Source organism: Pseudomonas tructae (genome assembly GCF_004214895.1).
In the GTDB taxonomy this organism is placed as follows: Bacteria; Pseudomonadota; Gammaproteobacteria; order Pseudomonadales; family Pseudomonadaceae; genus Aquipseudomonas; species Aquipseudomonas tructae.
On record NZ_CP035952.1, the window covers coordinates 4,274,062 to 4,290,581 of the forward strand.

The 16,520-nt window shown below is 64.5% G+C and carries 14 protein-coding genes and 4 tRNA genes; 5 read left to right on the forward strand and 13 right to left on the reverse strand.

Annotated features, from left to right (window positions below):
• Window positions 1–5 precede the first annotated feature (5 nt).
• From EXN22_RS19475 to EXN22_RS19485, 3 genes are read right to left on the reverse strand one after another with little or no spacing between them, the layout of a single operon-like run.
• On the reverse strand, window positions 6–878 hold the full coding sequence (locus EXN22_RS19475; RefSeq protein WP_130265606.1) for a rhomboid family intramembrane serine protease: 873 nt from the start codon (window positions 876–878) through the stop codon (window positions 6–8).
• A complete protein-coding gene (locus tag EXN22_RS19480; protein WP_130265607.1) occupies window positions 875–1,846 on the reverse strand; it encodes a metallophosphoesterase in 972 nt (323 codons plus the stop codon). The genes EXN22_RS19475 and EXN22_RS19480 overlap by 4 nt, the downstream gene beginning before the upstream one ends.
• Entirely contained in the window at window positions 1,846–2,736 is an 891-nt protein-coding gene (locus tag EXN22_RS19485; RefSeq protein WP_130265608.1) for an NAD(+) kinase, read from the reverse strand. Before EXN22_RS19485 ends, EXN22_RS19480 begins: the two co-directional genes overlap by 1 nt.
• A 132-nt stretch (window positions 2,737–2,868) precedes the next feature.
• Here EXN22_RS19485 and EXN22_RS19490 point away from each other — a divergent pair, with 132 nt between their 5' ends.
• The gene (locus EXN22_RS19490) at window positions 2,869–3,813 is read left to right on the forward strand and encodes a DUF1853 family protein (protein WP_130265609.1); all 945 of its coding nucleotides are present in this window, start codon (window positions 2,869–2,871) and stop codon (window positions 3,811–3,813) included.
• A gap of 74 nt (window positions 3,814–3,887) precedes the next feature.
• Here the strand turns inward: EXN22_RS19490 and EXN22_RS19495 are convergent, their stop codons facing one another.
• Entirely contained in the window at window positions 3,888–5,174 is a 1,287-nt protein-coding gene (locus EXN22_RS19495) for an arsenic transporter (protein ID WP_130265610.1), read from the reverse strand.
• Between the two features lie 163 nt (window positions 5,175–5,337).
• Between EXN22_RS19495 and EXN22_RS19500 the strand changes: the two genes are divergently transcribed.
• A complete protein-coding gene (locus tag EXN22_RS19500; protein ID WP_130265611.1) occupies window positions 5,338–5,886 on the forward strand; it encodes a cytochrome b in 549 nt (182 codons plus the stop codon).
• Here EXN22_RS19500 and EXN22_RS19505 read toward each other — a convergent pair.
• On the reverse strand, window positions 5,883–6,782 hold the full coding sequence (locus EXN22_RS19505; protein ID WP_130265612.1) for a 1-aminocyclopropane-1-carboxylate deaminase/D-cysteine desulfhydrase: 900 nt from the start codon (window positions 6,780–6,782) through the stop codon (window positions 5,883–5,885). The genes EXN22_RS19500 and EXN22_RS19505 overlap by 4 nt on opposite strands.
• A 78-nt stretch (window positions 6,783–6,860) precedes the next feature.
• Window positions 6,861–8,897, reverse strand: a complete 2,037-nt coding sequence (locus tag EXN22_RS19510) for an NADPH-dependent 2,4-dienoyl-CoA reductase (RefSeq protein WP_130265613.1) — start codon at window positions 8,895–8,897, stop codon at window positions 6,861–6,863.
• A 193-nt stretch (window positions 8,898–9,090) separates the two neighbouring features.
• On the opposite strand from EXN22_RS19510, the gene EXN22_RS19515 reads away from it, so the two are divergent.
• Both EXN22_RS19515 and EXN22_RS19520 read left to right on the forward strand, forming a co-directional pair.
• Window positions 9,091–10,212, forward strand: a complete 1,122-nt coding sequence (locus EXN22_RS19515) for a nitrilase-related carbon-nitrogen hydrolase (protein WP_130265614.1) — start codon at window positions 9,091–9,093, stop codon at window positions 10,210–10,212.
• A gap of 3 nt (window positions 10,213–10,215) precedes the next feature.
• Window positions 10,216–11,256, forward strand: coding sequence for an AraC family transcriptional regulator (locus tag EXN22_RS19520; RefSeq protein WP_130265615.1), 1,041 nt, complete (start codon window positions 10,216–10,218; stop codon window positions 11,254–11,256).
• Between the two features lie 203 nt (window positions 11,257–11,459).
• Here EXN22_RS19520 and EXN22_RS19525 read toward each other — a convergent pair whose 3' ends face one another.
• Window positions 11,460–12,329 carry a DUF2242 domain-containing protein gene (locus tag EXN22_RS19525; protein WP_130265616.1) on the reverse strand — a complete coding sequence of 290 codons (870 nt, stop codon included), beginning with the start codon at window positions 12,327–12,329 and terminating at the stop codon, window positions 11,460–11,462.
• A gap of 268 nt (window positions 12,330–12,597) precedes the next feature.
• Here EXN22_RS19525 and EXN22_RS19530 point away from each other — a divergent pair, with 268 nt between their 5' ends.
• Window positions 12,598–14,151, forward strand: a complete 1,554-nt coding sequence (locus EXN22_RS19530) for a methyl-accepting chemotaxis protein (protein WP_233281655.1) — start codon at window positions 12,598–12,600, stop codon at window positions 14,149–14,151.
• Between the two features lie 8 nt (window positions 14,152–14,159).
• On the opposite strand, the gene EXN22_RS19535 is transcribed toward EXN22_RS19530, so the two are convergent.
• The 6 genes from EXN22_RS19535 to EXN22_RS19560 all read right to left on the reverse strand — a co-directional run bounded on the left by EXN22_RS19535 (window position 14,160) and on the right by EXN22_RS19560 (window position 16,520).
• Window positions 14,160–14,909, reverse strand: coding sequence for an SDR family oxidoreductase (locus EXN22_RS19535; protein WP_130265617.1), 750 nt, complete (start codon window positions 14,907–14,909; stop codon window positions 14,160–14,162).
• A gap of 164 nt (window positions 14,910–15,073) precedes the next feature.
• Window positions 15,074–15,150, reverse strand: a tRNA-Asp gene (locus EXN22_RS19540).
• A gap of 110 nt (window positions 15,151–15,260) precedes the next feature.
• Window positions 15,261–15,337, reverse strand: a tRNA-Asp gene (locus tag EXN22_RS19545).
• Window positions 15,338–15,436: 99 nt separating this feature from the next.
• Window positions 15,437–15,513: transfer RNA gene (locus EXN22_RS19550), tRNA-Asp, on the reverse strand.
• 77 nt (window positions 15,514–15,590) lie between these two features.
• Window positions 15,591–15,666 (reverse strand) — tRNA-Val (locus EXN22_RS19555).
• 95 nt (window positions 15,667–15,761) lie between these two features.
• On the reverse strand, window positions 15,762–16,520 hold the full coding sequence (locus EXN22_RS19560) for an SDR family oxidoreductase (protein WP_177414082.1): 759 nt from the start codon (window positions 16,518–16,520) through the stop codon (window positions 15,762–15,764).

The following is a 16,520-nucleotide window of genomic DNA, read 5'->3' on the forward strand; positions in this document are numbered from 1 at the left end:
AAAAATCAAGCAGTCAGTTTACGCCGGGCCAACGCCCCGCCCAAGAGCCCGCTCAGGCAACCGACCAACAGCCCGCCGACATGGGCGGCGTTGGCAATCTGGCCGAAGCCGAGCAGGCTGATCAAACCGGACAGGCACAGCAGCAGCCAGACCAGCATCATTACCAGCACGCCACGGGGCATGCGATACACCGGGTTGGGCGCCAGCCACTGGTACAGCCAGACATGCCCAAGCAAACCGTAGAGCACGCCCGACAGGCCACCGAACAGGCTCGGGCCACCGAACAGGTATTGGGCGGCATTGGACACCAGGCTGAACAGCAGGGTCAGGCCAAGCAGGTTCCACGGGCCCTGGCGCAGCTCGATGCGCCGCCCCAGCTCCCAGTACCACAGGCCGTTCATGGCCAGGTGGAGGATGCCGAAATGCACCAGCATCGGCGTGAACAGCCGCCACCACTGGCCATCGGCAAGGCTTGCGGCCAGCGGGGGGAAGTACAGGTAGTCGCCCTGCACGCGAAAATCGAGGAAGGTCAGCCAGCTCAGGGTGGCGAAGTTGTCGCCCAGGCCCGTGAGGCCGGCGACGATCAGGCACAGCAGGAGGATCGCCGCAGTGGCCTTGCTGGCGCGCAGCTGCTCGCCAATGCTCGGCCGCGCCGGGGCGGCCAGGGCGTTGTCGGCCGGCAGTTCGAACTCGGCATTGCCCTCCGGGAAGCGCTGGTACAAATGGCGCACGTCCTCGGCAATCTCCTCGGCCACCCACAACACCTGGGCGCCGCCCTCCTCGCTGACCCGGTGCGGCACCTGCAGGCGTCGCAGCAGGCCGACAAAGCCGCTCAGGTCCGTACTCAACGGCATGCGTAATACCACCACTGCACTCATTGGCTGGCCTCCGGCCGGTCAACATCGACCCAGACGAACTTGCGCGGGTCGATGCGGGTTTCAGCATCCAGGCGATAGGCGACCAGTTTGCCGTAGAGCACCGCACTGTAGTCCAGGCAGGCCAGGTTGGCGCGGATCGGCGCCGGTTTGCCGCTGCGCCAGTAATGGCCGACGAACAGCATCGGCTCGTCCTCGCTGTAACGCAGCAAGGCATTCTTCTGGCTGTGGGTGAGCGGCGCGCTGGCCACCTGCTCGGGCAGCGCATCGGGCTGGAAGACGATATCGCCGTAGGTTTGCGGGTCTTCTTCCCAGAACTTGGTGCGAAAGAACGCGCGGGTCAGGCCATCGCCACCGGTCAGGGTCAAACCGTCCGGCAGGCGCATGTCGGTGCCGCGCAACAGGCGATTGCAGACCGTGGCGGCGAAGCTCTCCGGCACGGCCGAGGCCTGGATGAAATGCTCGTCGATGCGCCCGTGCGGATATTGCTGGCGCAGCGGCTCGATCAGCCGCGCATCCCAACAGGCGTGCACAACGCGAAAGCGCCCGGCGTCGATGAACAACGGCAGTTCGTAGAACCACTCGAGAAAGTCATGCCAGTCGCCCGGATGCTGCTCGAACTGGGTCAGGGTCTCGTAAATCAGCCGGCCGTGGCGCGGGGTATGCTCGCGCACGTAATGCTTGCCGCTTTCGGGCAAGGCCGGGGTGTTCCAGCCCAGGGCGTTGTACTCGTGGTTGCCCATGATGCAGTAGGCCTGGCCGGCATCGACCATGTCATGGACGATGTGCAGGGCTTCGCGAATCCGCGGGCCACGGTCGATGATGTCGCCGAGGAACAGCGCCTGGCGCGACGGATGACGCCAGACGCCGCCCTGGCGTTTGTAGCCGAGGGCGTCGAGCAGGCGTTCGAGGGTGTGGGCACAACCGTGCACGTCACCGATCAGGTCGAAACTGCGAGCGGGATCGAGCATCACTCGCCTCCACCACCCAGGCGGCTGCCCCAGCCGAGCTTGGTCCGGCACACCTCATAGTAATTGTGATCCAGCGGGTGGATCAGGCGCAGCTTCTGCGGCTTCTTGTTCACCGTAATGGTGTCACCGGGGGCGCAGGTGAAGTGGTTCTGGCCATCGCAAGAGATCTGCGGGTAGATCTGCAGGTCCTTGGACACGACGATCTTCAGCTCGCTGTTGCCGTCGACCACGATCGGCCGCCCGGACAGGGTGTGCGGGTACATCGGCACGATGACGATGGCGTCGAGCTTGGGATGCATGATCGGCCCGCCCGCCGACAGCGCGTAGGCGGTGGAGCCGGTCGGGGTGGCGACGATCAGGCCGTCGGCCTTCTGGCTGCAGACGAACTGGCCGTCGATGTAAATTTCGAACTCGATCATCCGCGTCGACTTGCCCGGGTGCAGCACCACATCGTTGAGGGCATCGCCCTGGCCGATGGCTTCGGCGTGACGGCGGACTTCGGCCTGCAGCAGGAAGCGGTTTTCCACCAGATAGTGGCCGTCGAGCACCTCGGCGACTTTGACTTCCAGCTCATCGGGGCGGATGTCGGTCAGAAAGCCCAGGCTGCCACGGTTGATGCCCAGTACCGGCACATTGTGCCGGGCCAGGGCGCGGGCGGCGCCCAGCAGGCTGCCGTCGCCACCGACGACGATCACCAGGTCGCAGACTTCGCCCAGCAGCTTGCGGGTCGAGGTCTGCAGGCCGTGACCGGGCAGGACTTCGGCGATGGTGTCCTCGAGGATGACGTGCAGATGCCGCGCCAGCAGGAATTTTTTCAGTCGGCGAACGGTATCGAGCACCTGGGAGCTGCCCAGCCGTCCGATGATACCGATATTGCGAAATTGCTCCATGGGGCTCCAGGGCTCTGCGCGGGTAAAAAGGCGATGCTCGCCAAAGAACTCGATTATGGGCGAAAGCGCCCGGCAGCGGCAAACACCGGAGAAATTCGCCAGAGCCGCAGGCTAAGCGGCTATGCTCGCTGAATGAACCCGTTCCCCAGCCTGACCGACCTGCCCCGCCAGTTGCGCCAGCCCCAGGTGCGCGACCTGGCCTGGGTCATCCTCGCCCCGCCGATGCTGCGCGACACGCCTTGGCCGCAGCGGCATCCGCTGGCGGCCAGCGCCTGGGTCAGCGAGCCGGATCGCTTGCGGCAATGGCTGCTCGAGCAAGACCGCAACAGCCACGCCCTGCTGCACTGGCTGGCCCAGGCCAGCACCCGGCGCCTGGGTTTGTACTACGAACGTCTATGGCAGTTCGCCCTGCAGCATGCCCCCGGCGTCACCCTGCTGGCCGCCAACCTGCCGATCCGCAACGGCGGGCACACCCTGGGCGAGCTCGACCTGCTGCTGCGCGACCGTGACGGTGTGCACCACCTGGAGCTGGCGATCAAGCTGTACCTGGGGCCGCAGAACGGCGTAGGCGACAACCCCGCGCAATGGCTGGGGCCGGGTTGCCATGATCGTCTGGACCGCAAGCTTGCGCACCTGGCCGAACACCAGTTGCCGATTTCCGCCCGCGCTGAAAGCCGTGAAGCGCTGGCGGCGCTTAAGATCGAACAGTTCAATGCGCAATTGTGGTTGGGCGGCTACCTGCTGTACCCCTGGCCGGGGCAGGCCGAGCCGCCACGCGGAGCCAATTCGCAGCATTTGCGTGGGCTCTGGTTGCATCAGCGTGATTGGCCGGCGTTCCGCGCACAGAGCACTCCCGGTCGCTGGCAGCCATTGCCGCGCCTTGCCTGGCTGGCACCGGCTTGCTATCCGGCGCAGGACTGCTGGTCGACGCAGCGCTTCGACACCTGGCTGCAGGCCCTGGACCCGTTGGCACCGGCACAGTTGCTGGTGAGGCTGGTCGAGACCGAGCGTGGCGAGTGGGAGGAAGCGGAGCGCTTGTTTCTGGTGTCTGACCTCTGGCCCAATCTTCCCGGGTAAAGGGTGTGTGGGTTTGCGATCGCGGGGCAAGCCCGCTCCCACGGTAGGAGCGGGCTTGCCCCGCGATGAGGTCCCTAAACCACAGTCAAACGCAACGCCAGCGCCACCAGGGTCAGCAACAGCACCGGCAGCGTCAGCACGATCCCGACCTTGAAGTAATACCCCCAGCCAATCTTCACCCCCTTGCGCTCCAGCACATGCAACCACAGCAAAGTCGCCAGGCTGCCGATCGGGGTGATCTTCGGCCCCAGGTCGCTGCCGATCACGTTGGCGTAGATCATCGCCTCCTTGACCACTCCGGTAGCAGCGCTGGCATCGATCGACAAGGCGCCGATCAGCACCGTCGGCAGGTTGTTCATGATCGACGACAACAGCGCAGTCAGCAGCCCGGTGCCCAACGCCGCGCCCCATACCCCGCCTGCGGCAAAGCCGTCGAGCCAGCCGGCCAGGTAGTCGGTCAGCCCGGCATTGCGCAGGCCGTAAACCACCAGGTACATCCCCAGGGAGAACACCACGATGTGCCAGGGCGCCTCCTTGAGCACCTTGCGGGTAGAGATTTTATGCCCGCGCGCCGCCACCAGCAGCAACACCAGGGCACACACCGCCGAAATCGCGCTGATGGGGATGCCCAGCGGCTCCAGGGCAAAACACCCCAGCAGCAGGATCAACAGCACCAGCCAGCCGGCGACAAAGGTCGCAGGATCCTGCACCACGCTACGCGGCGCATCCAGTTGCAGGGGGTCATAGTTGCGCGGGATATCGCGGCGAAAGTACCACCGCAGCACCGCCAGGGTAGCCGCCACCGCAACCATGTTGACCGGCACCATCACCGCCGCATAGCGGTTGAAGCCAATGCCGAAGAAGTCGGCAGAGACGATGTTGACCAGGTTCGAGACCACCAGTGGCAAGCTGGCGGTGTCAGCAATAAAGCCTGCGGCCATGACAAAGGCCAGGGTTGCCGCCGGACTGAAACGCAGGGCCAGGAGCATGGCCACCACGATCGGGGTCAGGATCAGCGCCGCGCCGTCATTGGCGAACAGCGCCGAGACCAGCGCCCCCAGCAGCACGATATAGCAGAACAAGCGCCGGCCACTGCCACGCCCCCAGCGCGCCACATGCAGCGCCGCCCAGGCAAAGAAGCCAGCGGCATCGAGCAGCAGGCTGATGATGATCAGGGCGATGAAAGTGCCGGTGGCGTTCCAGATGATCTGCCAGACCACCGGGATGTCGCTCCACTGCACCACCCCGCACAGCAATGCCAGCAACGCGCCGCCAGTGGCGCTCCAGCCAACGCCCAGGCCACGGGGCTGCCAGATCACCAGGGTAATGGTCAGCAGGAAGATCAGCGATGCCATCAGCATGAACCTTGTAGAAAAGGGGGCACAAGCGCCGGATTCTAGCGACAGATCAAGGCCACGGTGATCAGTTTCTGCTGCAATGGCCGGGTAATCGGCTGGCAAGCGATTACAGTTAGCTGACCGCGCCACAAGAGCGCGGACTTCGACCTGATGAAGAGGAACACCCATGACACTGAGCCAACACCAGGCGCGCTACGGCGGCCTGTCGATTGCCCTGCACTGGCTGATGCTGGTGCTGCTGGCGGCGGTCTACGCCTTTATCGAACTGCGCGGCCTGTTTCCCAAGGACAGCGCCGAGCGCGCCTTGATGAAAGACCTGCACTTCATGCTCGGCCTGACGGTATTCGTGCTGGTCTGGTTGCGCCTGGCCCTGCGCATCGGCCGCCCCACCCCGCCGATCATCCCGGCGCCGCCAGCCTGGCAGACGGGCCTTGCGCACCTGATGCACCTGGCCCTGTACTTGCTGATGATCGGCCTGCCACTGGCCGGCTGGCTGCTGCTCAGCGCCGCCAACAAGCCAATCCCGTTCTATGGCTTCGAGCTGCCGGCGCTGATCGCCCCGGACCCGGACCTGGCCAAGTTCATCAAGGGTTGGCACGAGCGCATCGGTAGCTGGGGCTACTGGCTGATCGGCTTGCATGCAATTGCCGGCCTGTTCCATCACTACGTGCAGCGCGATAACACCCTGCTGCGCATGCTGCCGCGCAACAACTAGGCAAAACCGCGGCGGCCCTGCAGGCCGCCGCTGTGCAGAAAGATCAGCCGGGTGCCGGGGCCAAAGGCGCCGGCTTCGACCTCCCGACGCAGCGCCAGCAAGGCCTTGGCGGTGTACAGCGGCTCCAGTGGCATGGCCGCCTGCGCCTCGCACTCGGCCATGAACGCCAACAGCTCGTCATCGACTTTGCCAAAGCCGCCACGGCAGGCCTCATGCAGGTGGTAACCGGCTGTGCCCACCAACGCTTGCACAGCCTCGGGCACGCCGTGATCCAGCGGCACGGCCAAGGCACCATGGACCTCGTGCCTGCCCGCCTCGGCCAAGACCATCCCAGCCAGGGTGGTACCGGTACCGGCCGCCAGCCACCAGCCGTGGTACTCCGCCCAGCCCAGCGCCGCCAATTGCGCTTGCGCCTGCTCGACAATCAGCCCACAGCCCTTGGCGCCCAGGGGCCCGCCCCCACCCTCGGCAACACAGTGCCAGCCCGGGTAAAGCGCCTGCCAAGGTTGCCAGAACCCCGGCTGATGACGCTCGCGATAGCCGCCATAGCCGAGCCAGTGCAACTGCATGCCAAAGGCCTGCAGGTCGCGCACGGTCGGCGTGTCCTGGGCGTGCCCGCGCAACAGGCCAACGGTGGCGAAACCAAAGCGTTTGCCGGCCGACGCCAGGGCATGCAAGTGATTGGAATGGGCACCGCCGAGGCTGATCACCCCGGGCGCACCCTGGGCCTGGGCAACCCGCAGGTGTTCGAGCAGCTTGAACCACTTGTTGCCGCTGATCAGCGGGTCGATCAGGTCCAGGCGCAACACCGCCAGCTCCACGCCATGGCGGCGTAGCCAGTCAAAGGGCAAGGGTTGCAGGGGCGCGAGGGGAAGGTCGTCGAATCGGCCGATCATGGGCGGGGCACAACAGGGCTGCCAGGGGCGCGCAGTGTAACAGCGAGGCGGGCCCGACAGCCCGCCCCGCTGCGCCGATCAGAGTTCGGCGGCCAGGCGCGCCCCCTGGTTGATGGCGCGCTTGGCGTCCAGTTCGGCGGCGACATCGGCGCCGCCGATCAGGTGCACCGACTGACCGGCGGCGATCAGGCCATCCTGCAGTTCGCGCAGCGGATCCTGACCGGCGCAGATGACGATGTTATCCACCGGCAGCAGCTGCGGCTCGCCCTCGGCGACGCGGATGTGCAGACCGGCGTCGTCGATGCTCAGGTATTCAACGCTGTTGAGCATCTGCACCTGCTTGTTCTTGAGACCGGTGCGGTGAATCCAGCCGGTGGTCTTGCCCAGGCCGTCGCCGACCTTGGTCTTTTTGCGCTGCAGCAGGAACACCTGACGCGCTGGCGCATGGGGCTCGGCCTTGATCCCGGCCACACCACCGCGGGCTTCAAGATGAGTATCGATGCCCCACTCCTTCCAGAACGCCTCGCGGTCCTGGCTGGTGGCCACGCCCTGGTGCACCAGGTACTCGGAGACGTCAAAGCCGATACCACCGGCGCCAATCACCGCGACCTTCTGCCCCACCGGCTTGCGCTGCAGCAGCACGTCCAGGTAGCTCAGCACCTTGCCATGCTCGATGCCGGGGATGGCCGGCAGGCGCGGCGCGATACCGGTGGCGAGGATGATCTCGTCAAAGCCGCCCGCCGCCAGCTGCTCGGCATCGACGCGGGTGTTCAGGCGCAACTCGACACCGGTGGTCTGCAGCTTGCGCTTGAAGTAGCGCAAGGTTTCATAGAACTCCTCTTTGCCCGGCACGCGCTTGGCCACGTTGAACTGGCCGCCGATCTCGCTGGCTGAATCGAACAGGGTCACTTCATGGCCGCGCTCGGCCGCAACGGTGGCAGCAGCCAGGCCCGCAGGGCCTGCGCCCACAACGGCAATGCGCTTGACCTGGGTGACCGGCAGGTAGTTGAGTTCGGTTTCATGGCAGGCACGCGGGTTGACCAGGCAACTGGTCAGCTTGCCGCCGAAGGTGTGGTCCAGGCAGGCCTGGTTGCAGCCGATGCAGGTGTTGATCTCGTCGCCACGGCCGGCGGCGGCCTTGTTGACGAACTCCGGGTCGGCGAGGAACGGCCGCGCCATCGACACCATGTCGGCATCGCCTTCGGCAAGGATCTGCTCGGCGACTTCCGGAGTGTTGATGCGGTTGGTGGTGATCAGCGGGATCTGCACCGCGCCACGCAGCTTGGCGGTGACCTTGCTGAAGGCTGCGCGCGGCACCTTGGTGGCGATGGTCGGGATCCGCGCTTCGTGCCAGCCGATACCGGTGTTGATCAGGGTCGCACCGGCCTGTTCCACAGCCTTGGCCAGTTGCACGATCTCTTCCCAACTGCTGCCGCCCTCGACCAGATCGAGCATCGACAGGCGGAAAATGATGATGAAGTTCGGCCCTACCGCTTCACGCACACGGCGGACAATCTCCACGGCCAGGCGCATGCGGTTCTCGTAGCTGCCACCCCAGCGGTCAGTACGCTGGTTGGTGTGGGCGGCAAGGAACTGATTGATGAAATAGCCTTCGGAGCCCATGATCTCGACGCCGTCGTACTCGGCGCTTTGCGCAAGCAGCGAACAGGTGACGAAGTCCTGGATCTGCTTCTCGATGCCCTCTTCATCCAGCTCGCGCGGCTTGAACGGATTGATCGGCGCCTGAATCGCGCTGGGTGCTACCGATTTCGGGCTGTAGGCATAGCGGCCGGCGTGAAGGATCTGCATGCAGATCTTGCCACCGGCCTCATGCACTGCTTTGGTAACGATACGATGTTTATCGGCTTCCTCCGGGGTGCTCAGCTTGGCCGCGCCGGAATACACCCCACCCTCCACGTTCGGGCCGATGCCGCCAGTCACCATCAGGCCGACGCCGCCACGGGCGCGCTCGGCAAAATAGGCCGCCATGCGCTCGAAACCGCCGGGCTTTTCTTCAAGGCCGGTGTGCATCGAGCCCATCAGGGTGCGGTTGCGCAAGGTGGTGAAACCCAGGTCCAGCGGGGCGAGCAAATGCGGGTATTGAGCGGCGGCCATAGTGAACTCCACAACAAGCGTAATCACGGAATGCGGGCGCCTCGCCAAGGCTGGCGGGGCCCGTCAGTTATCTGAGGCCGACATTAAAGAGCCAGCGGGCGCGGCTCAATGACTGAAAGTGACAAGTTATTGATCCTACTGCACCCGAGGTCTACCCTAAGGGCCGAATCCCTCGTCGGCGCTGTCACGTTTCATGCGAAAACTTCTGTTAAGCGCCCTGGCGCTGGTTGTCATTGCCGCCCTGAGTGGCTACGGGTTCTGGACCGAACAGCGCCCGGCCGGGCACTACCTGTCGGACCTGCGCATCGAGCTGGCCCTGAGCGAAGGCGTGCCGGCCGACCACGGCAACCTGCTGGGGGTCGAGCCGCAGCTGTATCCCGGCGACTACCAGAGCCTGCAACGCCTGCACCGCAAGCTCGCCGCCTACCTTGAGCACGCCCGCGCCCAGGGCCTGGTCAACGCCAAGACCATTGTCATCCTGCCCGAACACATCGGCACCTGGCTGTGGGCCCGCGGCGAGAAAAACGAGCTGTACCAGGTCACCCAACAGCGCGAAGCCCTGCAATGGCTGGAGCTGAGCAACCCGCTGCGCTACGGCCTGGCCATGCTCGGCGCCGAGGGTGACGACCGGCGCGCCGATGCCCACCTGCGGATGAAAGCCGGGCAGATGGCCGAGGACTACCAGCAATTGTTCGGTGGCCTGGCCAAGGAGTTTGGCGTGACCCTGGTGGCCGGCTCCATTGTCCTGCCTGAACCCTACGTTGAGCGCGGCACCCTGCGCATCGGTTCTGGCGCCCTGTACAACGCCAGCCTGGTGTTTGCCAGCGACGGCTCGGTGCTTGGCCAGCCACAGCGGCAGCAGCACCCGGACAGCGACGTGCGGCGCTTTATCAGCAGCGGCACCGACCAGCCCCCGCAAGTGCTGCAAACCCCTGCCGGGCGCCTCGGCGTGCTGGTTGGCAGCGACAGCTGGTACCCGAGCAACCAGCAGCAACTGGTCAACCAGTTCGCCCAGATCGTCGCCAACCCGGTGTTCCTCAGCGGTCACGACAGCTGGAACGCGCCCTGGCGTGGCAACCGCCACCAGCCGCTGGCCTCCTCGCTTGCCCTCAAGCCCGGCCAGGTCAATGAGCGTGATGCCTGGCAGCGCCTGACCCTGGATGCCAATGCCGCCAAGGTCAGCAGCATGAGTGTGTTCCTGCGCGGACGCTTCTGGGATGTGAGCGCCGATGGCCAGGGCTTTGCCCAGCTCAACGGGGTGAACTTCGCCGGCACTGCCAGCCCGGGCGCACGCCTGCTCAATGTCTGGTTGTAGGCCATGAACCGCCCCCGCGTGCGTCTGGGCGAGCTGTCGGTCGGCTTTATCCAGCCGCTGAGTGAAACCCTGCAGCAACGCGCAATCGATCCGACGCCACTGCTCGAGCGCTATGGCCTGGACCCGGCGCGCCTGGCCCAAGCCGGTGCGCGCCTGTCGATCCCGCGCTACATGCACCTGGGCCATGCCGCCATCGAGCTGAGCGCCGACCCGGCCCTGGGGTTGCATATGGGCCGCATCAGCCGCCTGAGCCAGGCGGGCCTGGCCGGCGTCACTGCGGCGCAAGCGCCGACGGTTGGCGATGCGGCGCGCGCCCTGCTGCGCTTCGAGCCGCTGTACGCGGCCAATTACCGGGGGCATTCAAGCTTTCATGAAGACAGCGGCGGCGCCTGGCTGCGGTTCTATTCGATCAGCCCGTACAACGCCTATAACCGCTTTGTGGTGGATTCGCTGCTGGCCGGCTGGCTGGCCCAGCTGTCGAGCCTGGTCGGGCAAGCCGTGCTGGCCGAACGGGTCGAGATCGAGTTCGAGGCACCCGCCTATGCCGCCCAGTACCAGGCCTTGAGCAACTCCCCGGTACAATTTGCCGCGCAGACCAACCAGATACGCCTCAGCCGTGCGAGCCTGGCGCTGCGCAACCCGGCGCACTGCCCGAGCACCTGGCAGCACCTGTTGCAACTGTGTGAGGCAGAGCTTGAACAGCGCACGCGGATCCGCAGCCTGGGCGAGCGCATTGCCCACCTGCTGGGGCCGCTGCTCAACGGGGGTCGGGAACCGGACCTGGAGGAAGTGGCCAGGCACCTGCAACTGCCGACCTGGACCCTGCGACGCAAGCTGGCCGAGGAAGGCACGCAGTTTCGTGCAATCCTCAACGACACCCGCCGCGACCTGGCCATGACCTATATCCGCGACACGGAACTGGCCTTTGGCGAAATAGCCTACTTGCTCGGATTTGCTTCGGCCGAGGCCTTTCAACGCGCCTTCAAGCGCTGGAGCGGCATCACCCCGGGTGAATTTCGCCGCAGTCAGCGGCGCACCGGCTGATTACAGCTCGGTGGCGTCTTCGGCGGGCTCGACCGGGTCGAGCTCACTGGCGCGGTATTCGAGTAGTTCTTCTTGATAGTCGTCCATCATCTGCTCCGTCGTTTCTCATTCATGTCATAGATTCGTCAACGAGCCTAAAGTGCCGTGATGAAGGAAAAATGACAATGACGCTTATCAAAACAACGTAGCAGACCCTGGAGGATTTACAGCGGCGCCTGCACAGTGCTGTCAGCTGGTGCTGCCGGGGTAGCGCTTGGCGTCGGCTCGACGGCTGCCGGCGTGGTGCTGTCCTGGACGCTGATCGGTGCGGCCTCTGCCGGTGGTGGCACTGGCTGCGAGCCGCTGCTGTCATCCACCACGGGCGCGGCAGGTGCCTCGCCAGCCGGGGCCGGAGCAGGCTCGCTGACCGGTACCGCAGCCGCCGCAGGGGCCTCCTGGGCAGGCGTCGGCGCCAGGGCCGCGGCTGGAGCGACCGGCGCCGTCTCCGGCACACCCAGCTCCACTGCCGGCTTGGCCGTAGGCTTGGGCTCGGCCTTTTTCTTGTCTTCCTTGGGCAGGAAGCTTTCGACCAGTGCGAAGTAACGCTCGTAGAACTTGGCCGAGGTGACGGTCTCGCTGGCCACCTTGACCATCGAATCGTCACTGGAGCCGATCGGCATCGACACCGAACCCAGCACCCCTACGCCGAGGCTGGCCGAGGTGTTGGATTTTTTCAGCGCGTAGCGGTCCTGCAGGGCGTTGGCGAACATGGTCGAGCGCTGCTCGTCGCCGCTGTCACGAGCGCACACCACGTTGAAGCTGATTTGCAGGTGCGCATCACCGGTTTGCTGAAAGCTCTTGTTGCCATTGACCTGGCCGGCGTCGCTGCTGGTGATGATGTAGCCCTGGCTGAGCAAGGCGCGGCGCGCGGCCTCGCAGGTACCGGCTTCACTCACCGCAAAGCTGCGCGAGAAGGTACCCGAGTCGTCGAAATTCTCGTGTTCGTAAATGGCGGCCTTCTTCGAAGAACAGCCGGAAACACCCGCCAGCACAAGGGCCAGCCCGAGCGCACTGCAGACGGTTGACTTTGACATTGCACATCCTGAGGAAAACGATCGGTGCCTATTGTGCAACACATCGACGGAATGCTGAAACCGTAGGCTGTCAATCACCGCAGAAAATTCATCCAGGAGATCAACAATCCCCCTGCGGGCGGGCGCTGACCGTTGGTCGACAAACCCACATTTAGCTCACAAAAACCCTACTAAACGATCGGATCCATCCGGCTTTTGTCTTGCACACTTTGCGACTACGCTGGCAACTAGCCATCGCTCACTCCTCACGTCGACAGGAGTTGCCGCAGTGAAAAACCTCTCTGTGAAAATCAAGTTGCTGCTTGGCTTTTCGCCCATTCTGTTATTGATGGCACTGCTTGCCATCACCGCCATCAGCAGCCTGAACACCTTGACCCAACGGGCTGAGCGCCTGGTGTCGGTGAATTACATCCTCGACTACCTCAATGAGATGCGCGCCGCCCAACTGAGCTTCGAGCAACGCCGCGAAAGCACCTTTGTCGGCCAACTGGTCCATGCCCACCAGGAGGCCAGCCGGTTGATCGAGGAAAACCTGGCCGCCCTGACAGACAACGACTCACAGCGCCTGCTCAACGCCACTGGCGAGGGGCTCAAGCAGTACCTGGACCAGTTCGAGCAACTCAGAGCGACCACCAGTGGCGCCCAACTACAGACCCGTTTGCACGACCAACTGCTGGACACCCTGTACCGGGGCCTGGAGGCAATCAACCAGTTGATTACCCTGCAAAACCAGAAAAGCACCGAGGAGTCCAGCCACAGCCGCAGCCTGATGCTCGCCTTGCTGTTCAGCGCCCTGGTGCTGGGCGTGCTGATCAGTGCCTTGATCATCCGCCAGGTTACCCATCCGCTGCGCCAGGCAGTGGAGCTTGCCCGGCGCATTGGCGAAGGCGACCTGACCAGCATAGCCAGCGAACCACGCCGCGACGAGTTCGGCCAACTGCTACAGGCCCTGACGCAAAGCAGCAGCAATCTGCGCGACATGCTTGGCCAGGCCGGGCAGGTCACCCGCCAGTTGTCGACCGCTGCCGAACAACTGTCGACCATCACCGAACAGACCAGCACCGGCATCAGCAGCCAGAAGGTCGAAACCGACCAGGTGGCCACGGCAATGAGCGAGATGGTCGCCACCGTTCAGGAAGTCGCGCGTAACGCCGAAGAAGCCAACCAAGCCACGCGCCAGGCCGACAACCAGGCCAAACAGGGCAACCGCGTGGTGCAGCAGGCCCTGGACCAGATCGGCCAGTTGGCCGATGACATCGGCAACTCGGCCAGCGCGGTCAGCCAGCTGTCTGAAGAAAGCGAGCGCATTGGCACGGTGATGACAGTGATCAACGCCATCGCCGAGCAGACCAACCTCCTGGCCCTCAACGCCGCTATCGAAGCGGCACGGGCTGGCGAGGCCGGTCGCGGTTTTGCCGTGGTGGCCGATGAGGTGCGCGGGCTGGCCCAGCGCACCCAGCAGTCGACAGCGCAGATCGAAGCGCTGATCGTCTCCTTGCAACAGGGCGCGCAGAAGGCCGCCGAAATGATGCTCAACAACCAGCAACAGGTCGGCGGCACCGTGGCGCTGGCCAACCAGGCCGGCATCGAGCTGCAGGCCATCACCCGCACCGTGACCAGCATCCAGGCCATGAACCTGCAGATCGCCACCGCCGCCGAACAGCAGAGCACCGTCGCCGAATCGATCAACCGCAGCGTGCTCAGCGTGCGTGATGTAGCCGAACAGTCTTCGACCGCTTCACAACAGACTGCCGCCTCGTCGGTGCAACTGGCACGCCTGGGTAGTGAACTGCAACAACTGGTGGCACGCTTTCGGGTTTGAGCTGTGGATCAGCCGAACAGGCCGCCGTCATCGCTGTCGATAACGATCGACGACAGGCTGATATGCCGTGGCCGGGTCACGGCAAACAGCACCGCCTCGACCACGTCACGGTTGCTGCCGCGCTCGCCCTTTTGTCGCTGGGCGGCCGCCTCCCAGGCAGGTTCAGTCGGCGAGATATCGTCCAAGTATGGCGGGTGCACGCACACAGAGCGGATCGGCGTGCCTGCCAGTTGCTGGTGCAAACCCTCGGCCAACGCGCGCTGGGCTTGCTTGGCAGCGTAGAACGGCACTGAGACGCTATGCAAGGCGGCATTGGGCAAAGCGCTGATCGAGCCAATGGTGACGATGTCCGGGCGCCGGGAGCGGCCCAGGGACGCCAGCAGGCCCTGGGTGAAGAGGAAGGTACCGGTGACTGCGGCGTTGATCACGCCGTGAACGTCCTCGGGCGTATAGCCTTGCTCGTTCTGCTCCAGCCACATGGCGCCGTTGTTGATCAACAGGTCGACGGTGGGAAAGCGTTGGCTGATGGTGTGCGTGGCACGGGTGACGCTGGCGCTGTCGGCGAGATCGACCTGGACTGTGGCCGGTAATTGAGCGGTGCGGGTTTCGATGGTGGCAGCGACCTGGGCCAGCGCCGCCTCGTTGCGGCCACAGAGCACCACCTTGCAACCGGCGTCAGCCAGGCAGATAGCCACGGCTGCACCCAGGCCGCGTCCAGCACCGGTGATTACCGCAATCGAGTCTTGAAGATTGTTCATCCTGAACCTCAGTGGAAGACTGGAGGCTCTAGCATAACGGCTGCAGGGGGATGGGTGTTGGTCATTCGGGCCTCTTCGCGGGGCAAGCCCGCTCCTACAGTGGATACAAAATCCACAGGCACAAAAAAAGCGACCCGGAGGTCGCTTGTTTTGGTGTTGCAATATGGCGCAGCGGACGGGACTCGAACCCGCGACCCCCGGCGTGACAGGCCGGTATTCTAACCGACTGAACTACCGCTGCGTGTCGTGCTCACCCGGGCTGCGCAAAGGCTGCAAACCCGGGCACAAAAAAAGCAACCTAAGGTCGCTCTCTTTGCTGCTTCGAGGAGTTCAAGGGCCTCGAAGCGAAGATGGCGCAGCGGACGGGACTCGAACCCGCGACCCCCGGCGTGACAGGCCGGTATTCTAACCGACTGAACTACCGCTGCGTATCGTACAGGCTTGCGCCTGCTTGAAACTGGGATCTGGCTTCAAGGCTGTTCAGCCCTGGAACCTCAAACCGGTCGTTAAACCGATCTGGAGAATAATGGCGCGGCGGACGGGACTCGAACCCGCGACCCCCGGCGTGACAGGCCGGTATTCTAACCGACTGAACTACCGCCGCGCAGTGTGGACTATCGTCCGGTTCCTCTCAGGTGACATCTTCTTGCGAACATGTCGAACCAGGAACATCTCAGGAAGTGGTGGGTGATGACGGGATCGAACCGCCGACCCTCTGCTTGTAAGGCAGATGCTCTCCCGGCTGAGCTAATCACCCGTGTGCTTCGCTGAGGTGGCGAAATTTACGCAGGTATCGAACCTAAGTCAATACCCCCATTGAAGTTTTTTTCAAAAAGGGCAAAAAAAGCAGTGTTACTTGTAGATCATCTTCTTGGTCATGCCGCCGTCGACCACGAATTCCTGGCCAGTGACGAAGCCGGCATTGCGCGACAGCAACCAGGCCACCATCGCCGCCACGTCCTCTACCGTCCCTACCCTGCCCGCCGGATGCTGGGCATGGTCGGCCTCGGTCAGGGGCTCGGCACGGCGCTGGGCCGGATCACGGGCATCGATCCAGCCAGGGCTTACCGCATTGACGCGAATCTCCGGGCCCAGGCTCATGGCCAGGGCATGGGTCAGGGCCAGCAGCCCGCCCTTGCTCGCAGCATAAGCTTCGGTGTCAGGTTCCGACTGCCCGGCGCGGGTCGACGCCAGGTTGACGATCGCCCCGCAATGGGCACGCAGGTACGGTGCACAGTGCTTGGCCAGCAGCATCGGGCCGCCGAGGTTGACCGCCAGCACCCGGTTCCAGTGCGCAAGGCTCAGGCTTTCGAGGGTGGTGTTGTGCGGGTCGGCAATCGCCGCGTTGCACACCAGGGCGTCGAGCCGGCCAAACTGGCCCAGCACTTGGGCAACGCCGGTCATCACCTGGGTTTCGTCGGCGACATCCATGCCGACGAACCAGGCGTTGTCACCGAGCACCTTGGCCACTTTCGCGCCGCGGGCACGGTCGAGGTCGGTGAGCACCACCTGCCAGCCTTCGCTGATCAGCCAGGCGGCAATACCCAGGCCAATGCCCCGCGCCGCGCCGGTGACCAGGGCGACGCGGCCGTTATGGCTGCTGTCGCCCAC

Excerpts from the sequence above, each read along its gene's own strand:
- EXN22_RS19535 (WP_130265617.1), bottom strand. The coding sequence starts at position 14,909 with ATGAACAATCTTCAAGACTCGATTGCGGTAATCACCGGTGCTGGACGC.
- EXN22_RS19490 (WP_130265609.1), top strand. The coding sequence starts at position 2,869 with ATGAACCCGTTCCCCAGCCTGACCGACCTGCCCCGCCAGTTGCGCCAG.
- EXN22_RS19520 (WP_130265615.1), top strand. The coding sequence starts at position 10,216 with ATGAACCGCCCCCGCGTGCGTCTGGGCGAGCTGTCGGTCGGCTTTATC.
- EXN22_RS19485 (WP_130265608.1), bottom strand. The coding sequence starts at position 2,736 with ATGGAGCAATTTCGCAATATCGGTATCATCGGACGGCTGGGCAGCTCC.
- EXN22_RS19500 (WP_130265611.1), top strand. The coding sequence starts at position 5,338 with ATGACACTGAGCCAACACCAGGCGCGCTACGGCGGCCTGTCGATTGCC.
- EXN22_RS19515 (WP_130265614.1), top strand. The coding sequence starts at position 9,091 with ATGCGAAAACTTCTGTTAAGCGCCCTGGCGCTGGTTGTCATTGCCGCC.
- EXN22_RS19510 (WP_130265613.1), bottom strand. The coding sequence starts at position 8,897 with ATGGCCGCCGCTCAATACCCGCATTTGCTCGCCCCGCTGGACCTGGGT.
- EXN22_RS19525 (WP_130265616.1), bottom strand. The coding sequence starts at position 12,329 with ATGTCAAAGTCAACCGTCTGCAGTGCGCTCGGGCTGGCCCTTGTGCTG.
- EXN22_RS19475 (WP_130265606.1), bottom strand. The coding sequence starts at position 878 with ATGAGTGCAGTGGTGGTATTACGCATGCCGTTGAGTACGGACCTGAGC.
- EXN22_RS19480 (WP_130265607.1), bottom strand. The coding sequence starts at position 1,846 with ATGCTCGATCCCGCTCGCAGTTTCGACCTGATCGGTGACGTGCACGGT.
- EXN22_RS19505 (WP_130265612.1), bottom strand. The coding sequence starts at position 6,782 with ATGATCGGCCGATTCGACGACCTTCCCCTCGCGCCCCTGCAACCCTTG.
- EXN22_RS19495 (WP_130265610.1), bottom strand. The coding sequence starts at position 5,174 with ATGCTGATGGCATCGCTGATCTTCCTGCTGACCATTACCCTGGTGATC.